Annotated in this window: 14 protein-coding genes; 5 read left to right on the forward strand and 9 right to left on the reverse strand. The window is 48.7% G+C overall.

Features of this window, described 5'->3' with window-relative positions; genetic code table 11:
• The first annotated feature begins 73 nt into the window (after nucleotides 1-73).
• The 3 genes from P0Y67_RS17310 (at nucleotide 74) to P0Y67_RS17320 (ending at nucleotide 3,456) form a co-directional block, all read left to right on the forward strand.
• On the forward strand, nucleotides 74-535 hold the full coding sequence (locus P0Y67_RS17310; protein ID WP_342392900.1) for a tellurite resistance TerB family protein: 462 nt from the start codon (nucleotides 74-76) through the stop codon (nucleotides 533-535).
• Nucleotides 536-868: 333 nt separating this feature from the next.
• Complete coding sequence (locus P0Y67_RS17315) at nucleotides 869-2,557, forward strand: NAD-dependent malic enzyme (RefSeq protein WP_342392901.1); 1,689 nt, start codon at nucleotides 869-871, stop codon at nucleotides 2,555-2,557.
• A gap of 209 nt (nucleotides 2,558-2,766) precedes the next feature.
• Nucleotides 2,767-3,456, forward strand: coding sequence for a SanA/YdcF family protein (locus P0Y67_RS17320; protein WP_446728853.1), 690 nt, complete (start codon nucleotides 2,767-2,769; stop codon nucleotides 3,454-3,456).
• Between the two features lie 59 nt (nucleotides 3,457-3,515).
• On the opposite strand, the gene P0Y67_RS17325 is transcribed toward P0Y67_RS17320, so the two are convergent.
• The 4 genes from P0Y67_RS17325 to P0Y67_RS17340 form a co-directional block, all read right to left on the reverse strand.
• Nucleotides 3,516-4,163, reverse strand: a complete 648-nt coding sequence (locus P0Y67_RS17325) for a glutathione S-transferase family protein (protein WP_342392903.1) — start codon at nucleotides 4,161-4,163, stop codon at nucleotides 3,516-3,518.
• A 14-nt stretch (nucleotides 4,164-4,177) separates the two neighbouring features.
• On the reverse strand, nucleotides 4,178-5,380 hold the full coding sequence (locus P0Y67_RS17330; RefSeq protein WP_342392904.1) for a YbfB/YjiJ family MFS transporter: 1,203 nt from the start codon (nucleotides 5,378-5,380) through the stop codon (nucleotides 4,178-4,180).
• On the reverse strand, nucleotides 5,370-7,193 hold the full coding sequence (locus tag P0Y67_RS17335) for an FAD/NAD(P)-binding protein (RefSeq protein WP_342392905.1): 1,824 nt from the start codon (nucleotides 7,191-7,193) through the stop codon (nucleotides 5,370-5,372). Before P0Y67_RS17335 ends, P0Y67_RS17330 begins: the two co-directional genes overlap by 11 nt.
• A 282-nt stretch (nucleotides 7,194-7,475) precedes the next feature.
• Nucleotides 7,476-7,601 (reverse strand): hypothetical protein, encoded by a 126-nt coding sequence (locus tag P0Y67_RS17340; RefSeq protein WP_272926480.1) that lies wholly within the window; start codon nucleotides 7,599-7,601, stop codon nucleotides 7,476-7,478.
• Nucleotides 7,602-8,043: 442 nt separating this feature from the next.
• Here P0Y67_RS17340 and P0Y67_RS17345 point away from each other — a divergent pair, with 442 nt between their 5' ends.
• Nucleotides 8,044-9,414, forward strand: coding sequence for an SLC13 family permease (locus P0Y67_RS17345; RefSeq protein WP_342392906.1), 1,371 nt, complete (start codon nucleotides 8,044-8,046; stop codon nucleotides 9,412-9,414).
• 140 nt (nucleotides 9,415-9,554) lie between these two features.
• Here P0Y67_RS17345 and P0Y67_RS17350 read toward each other — a convergent pair whose 3' ends face one another.
• Nucleotides 9,555-10,532, reverse strand: coding sequence for a Gfo/Idh/MocA family protein (locus P0Y67_RS17350; RefSeq protein WP_342392907.1), 978 nt, complete (start codon nucleotides 10,530-10,532; stop codon nucleotides 9,555-9,557).
• A 249-nt stretch (nucleotides 10,533-10,781) separates the two neighbouring features.
• Between P0Y67_RS17350 and P0Y67_RS17355 the strand changes: the two genes are divergently transcribed.
• Nucleotides 10,782-11,864, forward strand: a complete 1,083-nt coding sequence (locus P0Y67_RS17355) for a ketoacyl-ACP synthase III (RefSeq protein ID WP_342392912.1) — start codon at nucleotides 10,782-10,784, stop codon at nucleotides 11,862-11,864.
• Between the two features lie 143 nt (nucleotides 11,865-12,007).
• On the opposite strand, the gene P0Y67_RS17360 is transcribed toward P0Y67_RS17355, so the two are convergent.
• The 4 genes from P0Y67_RS17360 to P0Y67_RS17375 all read right to left on the reverse strand — a co-directional run.
• A complete protein-coding gene (locus P0Y67_RS17360; RefSeq protein ID WP_342392908.1) occupies nucleotides 12,008-13,270 on the reverse strand; it encodes a DEAD/DEAH box helicase in 1,263 nt (420 codons plus the stop codon).
• A 106-nt stretch (nucleotides 13,271-13,376) separates the two neighbouring features.
• Nucleotides 13,377-14,291, reverse strand: a complete 915-nt coding sequence (nagK, locus tag P0Y67_RS17365) for an N-acetylglucosamine kinase (RefSeq protein WP_342392909.1) — start codon at nucleotides 14,289-14,291, stop codon at nucleotides 13,377-13,379.
• A 143-nt stretch (nucleotides 14,292-14,434) separates the two neighbouring features.
• Nucleotides 14,435-15,163 (reverse strand): tRNA-uridine aminocarboxypropyltransferase, encoded by a 729-nt coding sequence (locus P0Y67_RS17370; RefSeq protein WP_342392910.1) that lies wholly within the window; start codon nucleotides 15,161-15,163, stop codon nucleotides 14,435-14,437.
• Between the two features lie 80 nt (nucleotides 15,164-15,243).
• Nucleotides 15,244-15,998 (reverse strand): methyl-accepting chemotaxis protein (locus P0Y67_RS17375; protein WP_342392911.1); only part of this gene is annotated, 755 nt, incomplete at its 5' end.

Consider the following 15,998-nt stretch of genomic DNA (forward strand, 5'->3'; position numbering starts at 1 on the left):
ACTATCCCTTGCATTTTTTCTGCGAGCACTGCAAAGATAAAAGTATGACTGAGGCTGTTGAAAGGAAATGATTATGTTCCAGCAATTACGCGTACTCTTTCGTCAGGTGATGAATGAAGGCAGTGATGATGGTGCGGCGGTTGATACCCCATCCCTTCACCTGGCGATGGCTTCACTGCTCTGTGAAGTCGCAGATGCCGATCACAGCCGGGATCCCAGCGAGGAAAGTGCAAAAGTCCACTTGTTAGTCAAATTGCTTGAAGTGGATGACGCACAAGCCAGAGCCCTGTTACACGAAGCTCAAACCCGCAGCGAGCAGTCTGTGTCGGTGTTTGAATTCACCAATAAGCTGCGCTCACTGTCTGCTGAAAAGCGTTACCGCTTAATCGAAGCCATGTGGCAAGTCGCTTTTGCTGACGGCATTTTAGACCCGGTGGAAGAAGCCGTTATCCGCCAGGTTGCAGAGCTGATCTATGTTGACCATGCCACTTTCATCAAGGCCAAACTGTCCGCTCAGGCAGGCGCTTCCGAATGATTCCCTCTTGGAATGCCTAATACAGAAGGCAGATAATGTAAATCGGGTGATTTTGGGGTAAATTTCTGATAATCACCCACCCATCCAGCTAGAAACTCCACAAAAACACTATTAATCAGTACAGACGAATGACAAATAGCCAGGCCTACCTGATAATACCTTACTTTATCTCGCATTTTCCTTCAGTAATCAGACATTCAACAAAAGTTGAAAATGTTGATCATTTTAACAAAATTTTTGAACTTTCTCTTTGAATATAACGAGTGATAGGTCTACGATGTGCCCTCAATAAGAAGAAATGCCAAAATTTCAGCCAAAAACAGAGTCTATTGCATGAAAGACGATAAAAGACCCCTATATATCCCCTACGCCGGACCGGCCCTGCTAGAAACTCCTCTACTTAACAAAGGAAGTGCATTTTCTGTCGAAGAGCGAATGTTCTTCAACCTCGAAGGTTTGTTACCAGAAGCGATTGAAACCATTGAAGAACAGGCAGAACGTGCTTATCAGCAGTACCTGAAATTTGACAATGATATGGATAAGCATATCTATCTTCGCAACATTCAGGATACCAACGAGACACTGTTTTACCGACTGGTTGAAAGCCATATCACTGAGATGATGCCAATCATCTACACCCCGACTGTCGGTGCGGCATGTGAGAACTTCTCTAATATTTACCGCCGTGGTCGTGGCCTGTTCATTTCTTATCCGAACCGTGACCGCATTGAAGACATGCTCAACAATGCTTCCCGCCATAATGTCAAAGTCATAGTCGTGACTGACGGCGAGCGTATTCTTGGTCTGGGTGATCAGGGCATCGGCGGCATGGGTATCCCAATTGGTAAGCTGTCGCTCTATACCGCCTGTGGTGGTATCAGCCCGGCTTATACCTTGCCGGTTGTACTGGATGTGGGCACCAATAATCCACAGCGCCTGTCAGATCCTATGTACATGGGCTGGCGCCATACCCGTATTACCGGGAAAGAATACGAAGACTTCGTCGATAACTTTATTCAAGCAGTTAAGCAGCGCTGGCCGGATGCATTGATCCAGTTCGAAGACTTTGCACAGAAAAACGCCATGCCTTTGCTGGATCGCTACAAAGATAAAGTCTGCTGTTTCAACGATGATATTCAGGGCACCGCTGCGGTAACAGTGGGTTCGCTTCTGGCAGCCTGTAAAGCGGCCGGCAGCAAACTGTCTGAACAACGCGTTGCTTTCCTCGGCGCAGGCTCTGCCGGGTGCGGAATTGCTGAAGCGATTATTGCGCAAATGGTCTCTGAAGGCATTTCCGATTCACAGGCACGCAGCCAGGTCTTCATGGTCGACCGCTGGGGCCTGCTGCTGGACGATATGCCTAATCTGGTGAACTTCCAGAAAAAACTGGTGCAGACACGCAAAAGCATCAGTGAGTGGGAAACTGACGACAGCAATATTTCCCTGCTGGACGTGATGCGTAACGGCAAACCAAACATACTGATCGGGGTGTCCGGTGTACCGGGACTGTTCAGTGAAGAAGTGATCCGTGAAATGCACAAGCATTGTGAACGTCCGATCATCTTCCCGTTATCCAACCCGACCAGCCGTGTTGAAGCTATGCCTGCTGACATCATCCGCTGGACGGACGGTCAGGCCTTGGTTGCCACAGGCTCGCCGTTTGAACCTGTCGTCTATAACGGTAAAACCTACCCGATTGCCCAGTGTAACAACAGTTATATCTTCCCTGGCATCGGCCTGGGCGTGCTGGCCGTTGGTGCTCGTCGCGTAACCGATGAAATGCTGATGGAAAGCAGCCGGGCGCTGGCGGAATGTTCCCCCTTAGCCATTAACGGCCGTGGCGCTTTGCTGCCACCGCTGGAAGATATCCAGAATGTGTCTCGCTACATCGCTCTGGCTGTGGCTAAGAAAGCGGTTGAGCAACGTAAAGCCCCGAAAAACACCGAAGAGCGCATTAAAGAGAAAATTGATGCGAACTTCTGGGAACCGGGTTACCGCCGATATAAGCGGACATCGTTCTAATTATTCGCTTTTTTGATGAAAAAACCCGCCAATGGCGGGTTTTTTATTTTTCTGCCTGCCATGCTGATGATTTTCACGACAAGTATGACCTGATTTTTACACAACATTATCAACGGATTAAGGTACACTTAAGGCGTTAAGCAACCGTTATTTTTGCGTTTTGGGCCTCTATGAAGCTACCTACATTTCTGCGGTATACCGTCATGTTGATGATTGTACTGTTCGGATTCTTTCTGATACTCGACAGATGGGTAGCAGCAACGACGGCTGATCGTATCTATACCCAGATAGATCTCATCCCTGCCCGCACCGTTGGCCTGGTACTGGGAACGAGTAAATACATAGCCCATAATCTCAATCCTTATTACAACTACCGGATGGATGCCGCGGTTAAGTTATACCGGGAGAAAAAGGTCCAGATCTTTCTGTTAAGTGGTGATAACGCGCACCGTTCATATAACGAACCATGGACAATGAAACGTGATTTGCTCAAAGCCGAGATCCCTGACGAAGTGATTGTGCTCGACTATGCGGGTTTCCGGACGCTGGATTCGGTTATCCGGGCTAAGAATGTGTTTGAAGCTAACAGCCTGGTCATTATTACCCAGCAATTCCATTGTGAACGAGCGCTGTTTATTGCCAGTCACAAAAATCTGAATGCCATCTGTCTGGCCGTTCCGGAACCTCGCGGATTGGCCGGATTCAAAATTCGGTTAAGGGAAGTGTTTGCGAGAGTAAAAGCCATACTGGATCTGTACATTCTCAACGAACAACCCCGTTTTCCCGGCCCCAAAGAGCCCATCTTTACCAGGCCACCTCTGCGACAAATACAACCTGAGCAACCAGAGCAACCGACTTACTCAGCCCCCTTATCTCCTCTTCTTATCAACACGCTCTGAGTTCAGACACACTGCCTGAGCAGCGTGTCTGTTTCTGTGTATACCGCAGTAGCCTTGTGCTAAACGCCCGCTGAGATGAGCGTTGTAAAGTCCGGTTTAGCAGCTAATCGTTCTAAATTCACTGTCTGCAGCACTTGTTTGAAGGGAGAGTTTTCAAGAAAGAAGGCAATATTATCGCCCGCTGCATCATGAAAAATCTCACTATGGCGAAATTGCACGTACTCAACAGCCACATGAAGATAAAGCGTCGCCAGATTAGGCTGAAGCAACACATCTTTCCAGGCGCCTCCTGCCTCTGCTTCCAGTTTTTGCAATGCTTTAACCAGTCCGGTTTTCCCCCGCTGGCTGAGTGCATTGTCTCCCTCAACAAAGCGTCCTAGCGCCACAGTTCTGAATGCTGTCTCCATCATGGTTTTTGCCAATCCCATTACGGAACTCTCAAGGGCATTCTGACTATCTACCGCGAGTAAGGCTTCGGGTTGATATGTTGCAATCAAATACTGACAGATACATAAGCTTTCACTGAGCGAGACGCCGTCGTTCAGCGCCAGCGCGGGAATCATACAAAAAGGATTGACCTGCTCTAATGCTGCGGGGGATTGCCACGGATCAACCCACACCAATTGCAAAGCACCGCACCCGGACAACAATGCCGTTGCAGTAACAACCCTCGAAAACGGTGAGGTTTCATTCAAGTAAAGTTTCATAGTCATTCCCTTGATTAGGATACAGATTGCGAGACAGGTTCGCTTCCCTGTTGAGGAGGCGTGAAAAAGATACATGCAATTGACACGACTAGCGCACTGGCACTAACGGCAAACAGAATATAGTACGAGGCAAGATGAGCAGCATAATAAGCCATGATAAAACCCACCACCCCTTGTGAGATAGCAAATGATAAGGTCATGGCGCTCCAGGCTTTGGTATGCAGTTCATAGCCGACAGATTCCAGTGTATAGGTCGAGACCAGAGTGACAGTGCCCGGTGTGAAAATACCCACCAGCAGGGAGGAGAAAAACAGCGCTAACGGGTGAGTACTGATTAAGGGAAGCGAAACACCCAGTGCTTTCAAAGAAAAAGCGATTAATAACGAGCGCCTCACTCCGGCATGATCGCCAAGAAAGCCCGTTAAAACAGGGCCGATTGCCGCTCCAATCCCGAACGTTGCCCAATAGAGCCCGCCACTGACAAACGACATACCAAGCTCACGCACTATGTAATCCACCCAAAAAAGAGTATGAGGCAGGTAGCCGATGGCATTAAAGGTGTAGGCCAGCAAGATGAGTAGCACTGTCATCCCCTGCGGCCTGGACATATTCCGGAAGGTTGCCGGTGCGGAGCGATTTTCGGATAACGGCTCTGTTGCACCCCAGGCATTCCACGTCAGCACAGTCGTCACAAAAGCCACAACCCCCATCCCTATCCATGCAGAAACAACACTGTGATAGATAAGTAGCGGAATCAGTGTCCCTGATAACATGGCGCCCAGGCCAATACCGGAAAACACCACACCACTGATGCGAGTTTTGACCTTAGCGCTGTGCATTCTGACAATGACCGGCGGTGCGAGCACCATCAGCATGGCGCCTGCGACGCCTGCCAGAGTGCGCAGCACGTAAAACCACGCGAGAGGTGCGTCCTGAAACGCACAACCCAGATAGCTCAGACTGCTTACCAGCATGGCGACCCGGATAACCTGACCGACAGTAAAATATCGGATCAGAAAATTGGCAGCCGGCGCGCCAAAGATGTAGCCGATTAACGTTGCCGCTCCCAGATAAGTGGCGTCTTCCACCCTAAACCAACCGGCTTGTATCAGTGCGGGCATCAGAGCGATATAAGCAAAACGCCCAATGCCATTACCAATCAGTGTTGCTCCAAGGCCTGCGAAACTGTATCGGTTAAATATCGGATTACTCTGCATAGGAAAGTGCTCTTCGATTTTCAGCCATCAACGAAAAAAGCTGGTTAACAGCCTTTCCTGCATCGACAATGGCTGTCGAGTTCACACCCGGTCTCGGAACAATAAACGTGTAAAACTTATTGCCTTCCGTTGGGATGCCGAGCGCCCACATAGTTTCGTGAACGATTCCATCCTGACTAATCACTTGCATTGTGTTAGTCACATCAATCCCGCCAGGATGATAGTTGCCGTTGTAATACAAACGCGTATAACCTTTAGAGAGCAATTGTTTCCACAGTGCCGTTCCATCGTCTTTAGGGCTGTGCATCGAAATTTTTGCATGGACTAAAATATCAGACCGTCGTTCATATTCAGGCCATACTGAAGACTGTAGCACGATCTGTTTACCCTCAGTATCCACCACAACATTGGGCGCAGGCCCCAAATCGAGATGTAAAATTCCACACTCTACGAGTGCTAACATCTCCTCCAAACGCTCTTTGGGCGGGCCAACAGCTATTCGGTTCATAATTGGAATAAACACTGCATCGATCCAACGGTGAGAATCTTCCGTCAATCCTTTGAAATCAATAGTGTCACGGATTAAATCCCTCAGATCACGTAGAACATCGCTGGCAGATTTTATTGGACTGTTCACATTTCCCCGCTGTGCTTCAAACAAATCATTTTCAATAAAAGTCAGCAACCATTTACCATACGTTTCTTTAGAAGAAAGTACTTTCATTGGTATTGGGGAAATTAGTCTTTGCCACGAAAACCTATCTTCTGGTTTAATTGTTCTGTTTATCAGCTCAACCCGTTTCGGCGGCGGTGAAAAGAAATAACTGTTGCAGAATTTTTGTGATTCAATCGCTCCATATTTATCACGTACATAGGCTTCATAATACGCATATTCCATGTCGTTAATTAAGAGTGGGAGTACGTCTTGGATGAAATCTATAGAGCCTTTAGCACGAAGCTTTCTCACCACATCAGCAGTCAAAAACTTTGCCTTGTATTGAGCAGAAGCGCCCTTTTGGTTAGTCGCTCGACCTGACAAAGGTAAGCCTGTTCGTGAATAAGCAATGATCTGTGGTTCATGTCCGGATGGGGCATACGCTAATCTGCCGTTATCAGAGCGGATAAACTCGCCTCCTCGACCTACCGTAAGCTCTGCCACAACGTCGCACATTGTCAACCCCATGCCTTTCACTGCAACGGTGTCGCTACACTGAATTTCTGACAGCTTTTCTTTAATTGGATAAGGGTCACAAATTTCTAAATCACTTTGTTCTTCTGCCAACTCTGGCTTAGTGTGCCCAGTTGTAATAAATACATAATCCAGTTTATGCCAATTCTCATCTTCTGTTTTTACTGACCAGCCACCTTCAGACTTTTCGATATCCACAATCTCGAGAGGAAGATAAGTTATATTCAATCGAACTGAAGCAAATTCAAGAATGTAGTTAAATACCCAGTTAAGGTATTGTCCGAACAGTTTTCGAGAGTAGTAACCGTCAGGATGAACCTTTGCTGGGATATCTTTAGAAGGCCGCTGCTCACATAACCACTGATAAAATGTTGGTCCTGAAAGAATATTTCCAGCCTCAACGACAGAGTCATCGGCAAACATTGTGATTTGCTCTGCAACAGTATTAACTAACAAGTGGTCAGGTTGATCAGTGCTATGACATCCGGACCCAGGTAAATATGGGTCAAATATCAGTAAATTAATTTCCGCTTCGATATTATTCATTGCCGAAGCAATAATCCTCTCAACGACACCCAGCCCCCTAGGGCCCACGCCTATAACCCCAATATTATTTACAGACAACTCAGTATCCTCAACAAACAATTAAGCAACAATTTTTATATCCACATTGTGCATACGTTGTTAACAAAGTGTCAAGTAATTACTCTAATTGGCTGGCTTTTGTAAACATTAAGTATTGATAAGACAATTAAGGCCAGGATTGCCATTGCGAAGAAGACGCCAGCACCATTTCCGTTGGTTTCGGGGTAACAATAAAAAAACAACCCAGCCAAACTGACTGGGTTACTGTGCGTTTCACTAGCACTGAAACAATGCTGTTATTTCAACGATAAAACCGACATTTTATTCCTTGCGCTGACCCTTGTCAGGCAGTGAGTACTGTCCCAGCATCTTCATACGTACGCGGCTCAAATGCTGCTGGGCTTCTTCCTGAATACGTTTCTTAAACGCTTTTTTTGTCGATGTCATTGTTCGTTAACCTAGCTTGTTTTTTGTGCTTATTTTTGTTTCATCGCCTGCTGGCTGAATGCCTGTGGTCAATGGGCTCATTCCAGCGCCAAGACCAAACACCTGAAGATAATTGACCAGACCAGCTATCGCAAGCCAGATATAAGCAAATTTTTACCTGCGTATGCTCGCGCCTGATTATCCATACACCACACTCAATGAAAGGCAACAACACCTGTTTTTGCCACCGGTTCCATCCGCGAGCCGAAACATAATGGGTAGATTCCCACACATTCAAAAATCATGACCTCACAAAAGCCATGACAACTCAGCCCACACCTCACATTCGCGTTAACAAAGTATAAAAAAAATGCAACATTTCAGTTCGGCAGCACAACAGAAGCGAAAAACGCCTCGTGCCAAACCTACACCATAATTACAGTCAATCTGAAAGGAACCCAATATGACAGCCTTAGCACTGACACTTAAACAGTGGCTGTTTGACCGGAACAGCCTGATACTGCTTGCAGATATCGCCCTATTTTTCGTCCTGCTAAATACATTACCTGTTGAAAAGGAAGTCGCAACGGGTCTGAGTATTCTTGCTTTCGTCGCCGTACTCTGGCTGACAGAAGCGATTCATGTCAGCATCACAGCACTACTCGTTCCCTTGCTGGCGGTCGGTTTTGGCGTTTTCAAAACCAACCAAGCGCTGGGTAACTTCTCCGATCCCATCATTTTCCTGTTCCTGGGTGGCTTTGCGCTGGCTGCTGCTTTGCGCAGTCAAGAATTGGATCAAGCCATCGCCGATAAAGTACTGGCGATGGCGAAAGGAAAGATGTCTGTCGCCGTGTTCCTGTTGTTCGGTGTCACCGCTGGCCTGTCTATGTGGATCAGCAATACAGCAACAGTTGCTATGATGTTGCCTCTGGTGTTGGGTGTCCTGGCTAAAGTGGATGCCAAAAACCAGCGTAACACCTATGTCTTCGTACTATTAGGCCTTGCTTACTGTGCCAGCATCGGTGGGATTGCCACTGTTATTGGTAGCCCGCCTAATGCCATTGCTGCCGCCGAAGCCGGACTGAGCTTTACCGATTGGATGGCCTTCGGCTTGCCTACCGCACTAGTATTGTTACCTTTGGCAATTGGCGTACTCTACTTCCTGCTCAAACCAAACCTGAACCACACGTTCGAGCTGAACCACAAGCCAGTCGAATGGAACAACGGAAAGAAAATCACTCTTGCTATCTTTGCATTAACCGTTGTGCTGTGGATTTTCAGTAAACCCATCAATGGCATGTTAGGCGGACTGAGCAAGTTTGACACTCTTGTCGCGCTGTTTGCTGTCGCTCTGCTGGGTGCATCACGCGTCGTAAAATGGAAACAGATTGAAAAAACAACCGACTGGGGTGTGTTGCTGCTGTTCGGTGGTGGTATCTGTTTGAGTAATGTTCTGAAAGAAACCGGGACCAGTATCTTCCTGGCTAACAGCCTGAGCGGCTTCCTGGATCAGGCTGGCCTGCTGTTCACTGTTCTGGCTGTGGCGGCTTTCGTGGTCTTTCTGACCGAGTTTGCCAGTAACACCGCCAGTGCGGCCTTGCTTGTCCCTGTTTTTGCCTCGGTAGCAGATGCCATGGGTGTATCACCCGTGATTCTTTCCGTGCTCATTGGTGTTGCCGCCTCGTGCGCCTTCATGCTCCCGGTCGCCACACCACCGAACGCCATTGTGTTTGGCTCTGGCCATATCAAACAAAGTGAGATGATGCGCGCCGGGGTTTACCTGAACATGGTTGCGATCGCTTTCCTGACCATGGTGGCTTACCTGTTCTGGTAAATGATTTCGCTGAGAACCCTGACAATAATAACAATAGCAAAGCCAATCTCTTTTCCCGGTGGCCAATTGGCCACCCATTTTTATTAACCTATGTTAAATCTGTGTGATTAGCCTTATGTTATTAACCTTATGTTCTTAAACTAGCAATCAGCCAGATACCGTATCCCGATAATCTCTCTGGCAACCGTTATTATGGTGTGTACAATACGGCTGCGCTCCAAACCCGAGTGATAATAATCTTTACCCTCGATCAAACGCGCAAACTCTGCGGCTTCATACTGCATGGTATTTTTCACCTGAAACCGTGACAGCGTCACATCAGGTTCATCTCTGCGATGAATTACAATGTTGCGGCACTCTGCTATGGTATCAATCACTAATGTCCCCAGCTCCCCTTGCAACTCACAGGGTATCTTGCTGTCACTCACCTTAGAGTGAGTGACAACCGCATCGAAATCACCGTAATGCAAAACCAGCGTACCATGACCATCCACCCCGGAATCCAGCAACGCACCTTGAGCCGTGAAGCTTTTAGGCTCACCGAACAATGCGATGGCCACACTCAATGGGTAGATACCAATATCCATTAATGACCCGTTAGCGAACTCAGGATTAAAGGTATTCGGATTTTCCCCGTTGAGATATTTATCGTACCGGGATGAATACTGACAAAAACTGAAGTGGGCTTTGCGTAACCGTCCGATTTTACTCAGGCTGTTTCGCAGCACTGCAAAGTTAGGGTTGTATGTGGTTTTCAGCGCCTCGAACAACACCACATTCTTCGTCTGAGCCAGTTCAATTAAAGCCTCAACCTCCTGAATGTTGGATGCCATAGGCTTCTCAACCATCACATGCTTTCCGGCACGGATAAAGATTTCAGCCTGAGAGGCGTGAAAAGCATTGGGACTGGCAATATACACAGCATCTATGTCATCACTGTTTGCCATGGTTTCAAGGTCATCAAAACAATGCTTAATCTGGTGTTTTCGCGCAAAGTGTTCAGCACTGTCCATTGTTCTGGAATAAACAGCAACTGGGTTGATTTTCCCTGTTTGCTGGGCTGCCTCTATAAAACTGTCAGTGATCCAATTTGTACCGACTGTTGCCACTCTTAACATTTCACCAAACCCTTACCGATAATTTTATTAATTTCATTATCCACACAGGGAAGTTCGGGTAAACGCCAAGGGTTTGATGATGAGCACAAATCCCTGCTTCGATAGCTTGGAGTCCGTTAGAGCTTGAAGTAAGATAACAGGCTGACTCAATGGATTTTCACCGATGTTCCTGCATTTTCCCGCAGAGAAAGCAACCGAATTCATATTTTCGCAATATTAATTTGCCGAAAACGATAACCAGAACAGAGAATCGCTATGTACCACGCCGAAATCACGGGTTGGGGCAAGTGCCTGCCGCCAGCTATTCTGACCAATGATGAACTCAGCCAGTTTGTCGAAACCAATGATGAATGGATCCAGTCCCGTACCGGGATTCAGGAGCGCCGCATCAGCCATGTTGATACCTCGAAGCTGGCAGAAATAGCCGGTGCCCGTGCGCTGGCAGCCGCCGGATTAACAGCCAATGATCTGGACTTAATCATCATCGCTTCCTGTTCACCTGACACACTGATGCCGAACATTGCGTCCAAAGTCGCGCTGGATCTCGGTGCCAAACGTGCCGCCGCGTTCGATCTGAACGCTGCTTGTACCGGTTTCATTTACAGCCTGGAAACCGCCACCCGCCTGATTCAGGCCGGTAATTACCGTCATGCGCTGGTTATTGGTGCAGAGCGTTTATCCTGGCTGATCGACTGGAGCAAACGCGACACCGCCGTGTTGTTCGGCGATGGTGCAGGCGCTGTGATCATCAGCCGCACCGAAGAAAAGCTTGGCCTGCAGGAAGCGCAGCTTGGCTGTGATGCTGAAGGCCGTGATGTGCTGGCTATCCCTGACTTCGGCACGTCTATGGATCGCTTCAATCCGGATCCGGGTCATTTTACCTTTAACTTCGTTGGCCGTGAAATTTTCCGCCGCGCGGTACGGGGCATGGGTTCCGCGGCCAGCACTGTGCTGGAACGTGCTCAGTTAAGCAAAGAAGAGATTGATGTGGTCATCCCCCATCAGGCTAACAAGCGCATTATTGAAGCCCTGTGCGATCACACAGGTATTCCGCTGGAAAAAGCTTTCGTTAACATTCATCGCTACGGCAATACCTCTGCTGCGACTGTGCCCATCGCATTGTGTGAAGCGGTTGAAGAAGGATTCATCAAGCCAGGTAATACCATATTGTCGGCAGCATTTGGTGCCGGCCTGACCTGGGGTGCCTGCCTGATTAAATGGGGACAACGGGTAACGCCAGTCGCGCAATCGGATGCCGAGCTGCCACCTTGTGAGAAAACAGCGCGAGAGATTATGCAAAACGCCATTGACCACTGTACCGGCGTGAAATAATCACAGCCTGTCAACTGCAACAATCACCACCGCCATGGCGGTGGTTTCGGGGTAACAATAAAAAAGCCACTTAATGAATAAGTGGCTTTTTAGTCTCACTGGGCAAATGCTAACGCTTGGAAAATACTCGCGCCTTGATCATACTAGCGCCTCGATGATTGACGCTTACCTCTGCCGTGATGCACTTTGAGCTGCTTTTTCATACGGCGTTTATCGGCTGAGCGGCCTTTAGGCGCGTGTTCAGGAGGTGCAATGGTCGGATTAGGTTCATAACCTGCCAGCCATTCTTGGGGTAAGCGCGTATCCAGCAGATCTTCAATCGCCTTTAAGGCCCATTCTTCGTCCAGGCTCATCAGCGACACCGCCAAACCTTCACTGCCGGCACGGCCGGTACGTCCGATGCGATGAACATAATCTTCCGCTTTAAAGGGCATATCGAAGTTCACGACATACGAGAGTTGTTCTATATCCAGCCCTCTGGCTGCGACGTCAGTTGCAATCAAGGCCCGCACTTTTCCTGATTTAAAATCATCTAATGCGCGCTGTCTTGCCCCCTGACTTTTATCACCATTAATGGACGCAGCTTTAATGCCATCCAGCTGTAATTCGTTCACCAAAGCATCCGATCCCTGTTTGGTTTTGGTAAACACCAGCACCTGTTGCCAGTTACGTGAGCCAATCAGATAAGCCAGCAATTCGGCTTTACGGTGTTTATCAACCGGGTAGACAATCTGCTGCACGGTTTCTGCTGTGGTATTGGCAGGGGTGACTTCGATGACAGAAGGATCCTGCATCATCTTGTACGCCAGATTCTTGACCGCTTTCGAGAAGGTTGCAGAAAACAGCAAGGTTTGCCGCGGCGCTTTCATTCGCCTTAAAATGCGCTGGATTTCATCCTGAAAACCCATATCCAGCATGCGATCGGCTTCATCCAGCACCAGATATTCAACCTGGCTGAGATCGATATTACCGACATGCGCGTGATCCAATAAACGTCCCGGAGTGGCAACGACTATCTCGGGGCGATCTCTGAGGGCTTTGGTCTGCATATTCATGCTGGTACCGCCATACACAGCCACAGATGTGAGAGGCAGGACAGCACAGAAGGCGTCCATATTGTCCTGTACCTGCTGCGCCAGCTCTCTGGTCGGCGTCAGAATCAAGGCTCTGACTGGCGCGCCCTTACCCTGTTCCTGATTCTTAGCGGTTTGACTGAGCATCCGATCCAGCATCGGCAATCCGTAAGCAGCGGTTTTTCCGGTTCCTGTCTGTGCTGCAGCCAGCACATCCTTTCCCGCCAGCACGGCCGGGATCGCCAGTTGCTGTACCGGAGTCGGTTCTGTAAAGCCTTGCGTATTGATCGCTGAGAGAATATCGGCCTGTAGCCCTAACTTGGAAAACGCCATACCGCTGCCTTGATTACGAAAAAGCAGGGATTCTATCCCCTGTTGCGGTGAGTTACCAATAAAAAAGCACCCTTGCGGGTGCCTTCAGCATAATTAAGGGGATGGTTCAGACGGTTTCGATATTCAGGAAAGCCGCGCCACGGACGCCGCCCGCATCGCCATGTTTGGCTTTGATGATTTTAGGCACACGTGCCACAGACAGCAGGTGCTTAGGCAAACGCTTGGGCAACTCATCATACAAGAGTTCGAAATTGGACAAACCGCCGCCCAACACGACAACATGCGGATCCAGGCCTGTCAGCAAATTACCCAGGCAAATGGCCAGCAGCTCAACAAAACGCTCAACATGCTCAACGGCTTTCGCTTCACCTTGGTTGTAGTGTTTGATTATCTCAATGGCCGGGACTTTCTCACCAAAATAATGCGCATAAAGTTGTTCAAAGCCGCGCCCGGACAGATAGTTATCAATGCATCCTTTGTTGTCACAGCCGCATTGGAACAAAGGCGCTTTTTCACCCAGGTGAAACCAGGCATCAATGGGCAGACGCGTATGGCCCAGTTCACCGGCGACATGGTTTTTACCGGAAAACACTTTTCCGTTAAACACTAAACCACCGCCAAAACCCGTGCCCAGAATCAGCCCCAGCACAGACGGTTCATCACGCAATGCTTCATCCCATGCTTCAGACAAAGCGAAACAGTTTGCATCGTTATCAATACTGACAGTACGGCCAAGACGGCTTTCAAGATCCCGACGCAGGTGGCGGCCTTTTGCAGCAGGGATATTGGATGTCAGCACTGTGCCATTTTCGGCATCTTCCATACCGGGGATACCGATACCAATTTTCCCTTTACAGTCAAAACGTTCATCCGCTTTACGGATCAGTTCCACCAGCGTATCAATTAACGCCTCATAATCATCACCCGGCGTAGGTACACGTTCAGTGGCCACACGCTCAAGTTTTTCGTTGAAAGCACCAAATTCAATTTTAGTGCCTCCTACATCGAAGCCGTAATACATCGTTGTCTCCATTATTTTGCGCTGCAAAAATTATCCATTTATCCGAATATACAGACTGTGACACAAACCATATTTAGCGGTGCATCAATCAGCGCAAGCGCACATTTATATTAAGTAAGCAATGCAAAGCTGAAAAAGCACGGTTACGCAGAAGCTTCGGAGAGTGTGGCCTGCTTTAGGCGCGCCAAGGCCGAATCTTCAGGCAAAGGCCGGTTTAATTTCCCGGCCATATAGTTTTCTCTGAACACATCAAACCAGAGATCCAGCATTCGGGCATTTTCCTGCTCACCGAAACCGGCCACGATCCGGGCCGCGACTTCTGCCGTACCCAACTGATTGTCCTTGGCCGCTTCCCTGACCTGATAACGTGAACGTGACTCAGGCGTAATTGACAGCATAGGGAAATCGTTCAAATACGGGCTTTTACGAAACATTTTTTTCGCTTCAGACCAGCTTCCGTCAAGCAAAATAAACAATGGTCGTTTTCCCGGCTGAGGCACAACCGCGCTGGCAACACGCTCTGGCGTCCCGTACTCCGCCGGAAAAATCACATAAGGTTGCCATTGGGGATCAGTCAGCACCGCAAGCATGGCGGGATCAGGCTCAGTGCGAGACCAGATAAACGCAAAGGTATCGGTAAAAAGATCGGCAATCAGCCTGCCGGTATTACTGGGTTTGAGCACTTCATCATCGTACATGATCAGCATGAAGGCGGCGTCAGACTCAATCTGTGGTTTATGACTGCAAATACAAAGGTGTGCTCTGAGCATGCAGAACTGACAACGCTCGACTTTTCCACCCCGAGCCAGAAATGGCCGTGTTGAACGGGCAAGACGCATTTCATACAGGTTATGAACAGCGTGGATACGCATAGCTAGACTACCAGGGAAAGAAAAAACGCCAGCATTCTACTGGCGTTAGTGACCCGGTGACAAGTCTATGCCTGCGGTTTCTAAACAGCAGGGTCCAGAATTTTATAGCGCGTCAGCATCTGGCTCTGCTCACGTGCAATGTCAGACACAGTTCTGGCTTCCTCTACCAGCGTCGATAATTGCTGGTTGTTAAGGCTGGCCTGGCTGGCGACTTCCTCAACACTTCGCCCTACTTCCATAGAGGCATTTTCCTGCTGTTGTGTGGCAGCAGAAATCGTGATCACTTTATCGGTAATTCGGGCAATGGCGCCCTGTATGTTCTGAATCGCCGATTCAACCTCACCACTCAGATTTATGGATGCCGTCATCTCGCTACGACTTTCCTGCATGGCCAGGTTCGCCTGCTCAGCCGCCTGATGCAGCTCGGCGATAGTCCGGCGGATCGACTCGGTTTGCTGGTTAGTCTCACTGGCCAGTTTCCTGACTTCGTCGGCGACCACGGCAAACCCGCGGCCCTGCTCACCCGCCCTTGCCGCTTCAATTGCTGCGTTCAAGGCAAGAAGATTGGTATTGTTGGCAATCGAGCTGATAAGTTCGACGACTTCTGTAATTTTGCTGACATGCTCATCGAGCGACATCATGCAGGTCTCATTTCGTGCAAACTGAGCATCCAAAGACTGCAAACGTTCGGTGCTGCGCGCAATAATCCCGGCCCCTTCTTTAGCCAGCGTATTGGCCGCTTCGGCTTCGGTTTCCGATTCAGTGGTGCTTTGCGCGATTTCTTTGATTGAGGCTTCCAGCTCAGTGATGGCTGCAGCAATAGTGCTCAATTGGT

Source organism: Photobacterium sp. SP02 (assembly GCF_038519165.1).
In the GTDB taxonomy this organism is placed as follows: domain Bacteria; phylum Pseudomonadota; class Gammaproteobacteria; order Enterobacterales; family Vibrionaceae; genus Photobacterium; species Photobacterium halotolerans.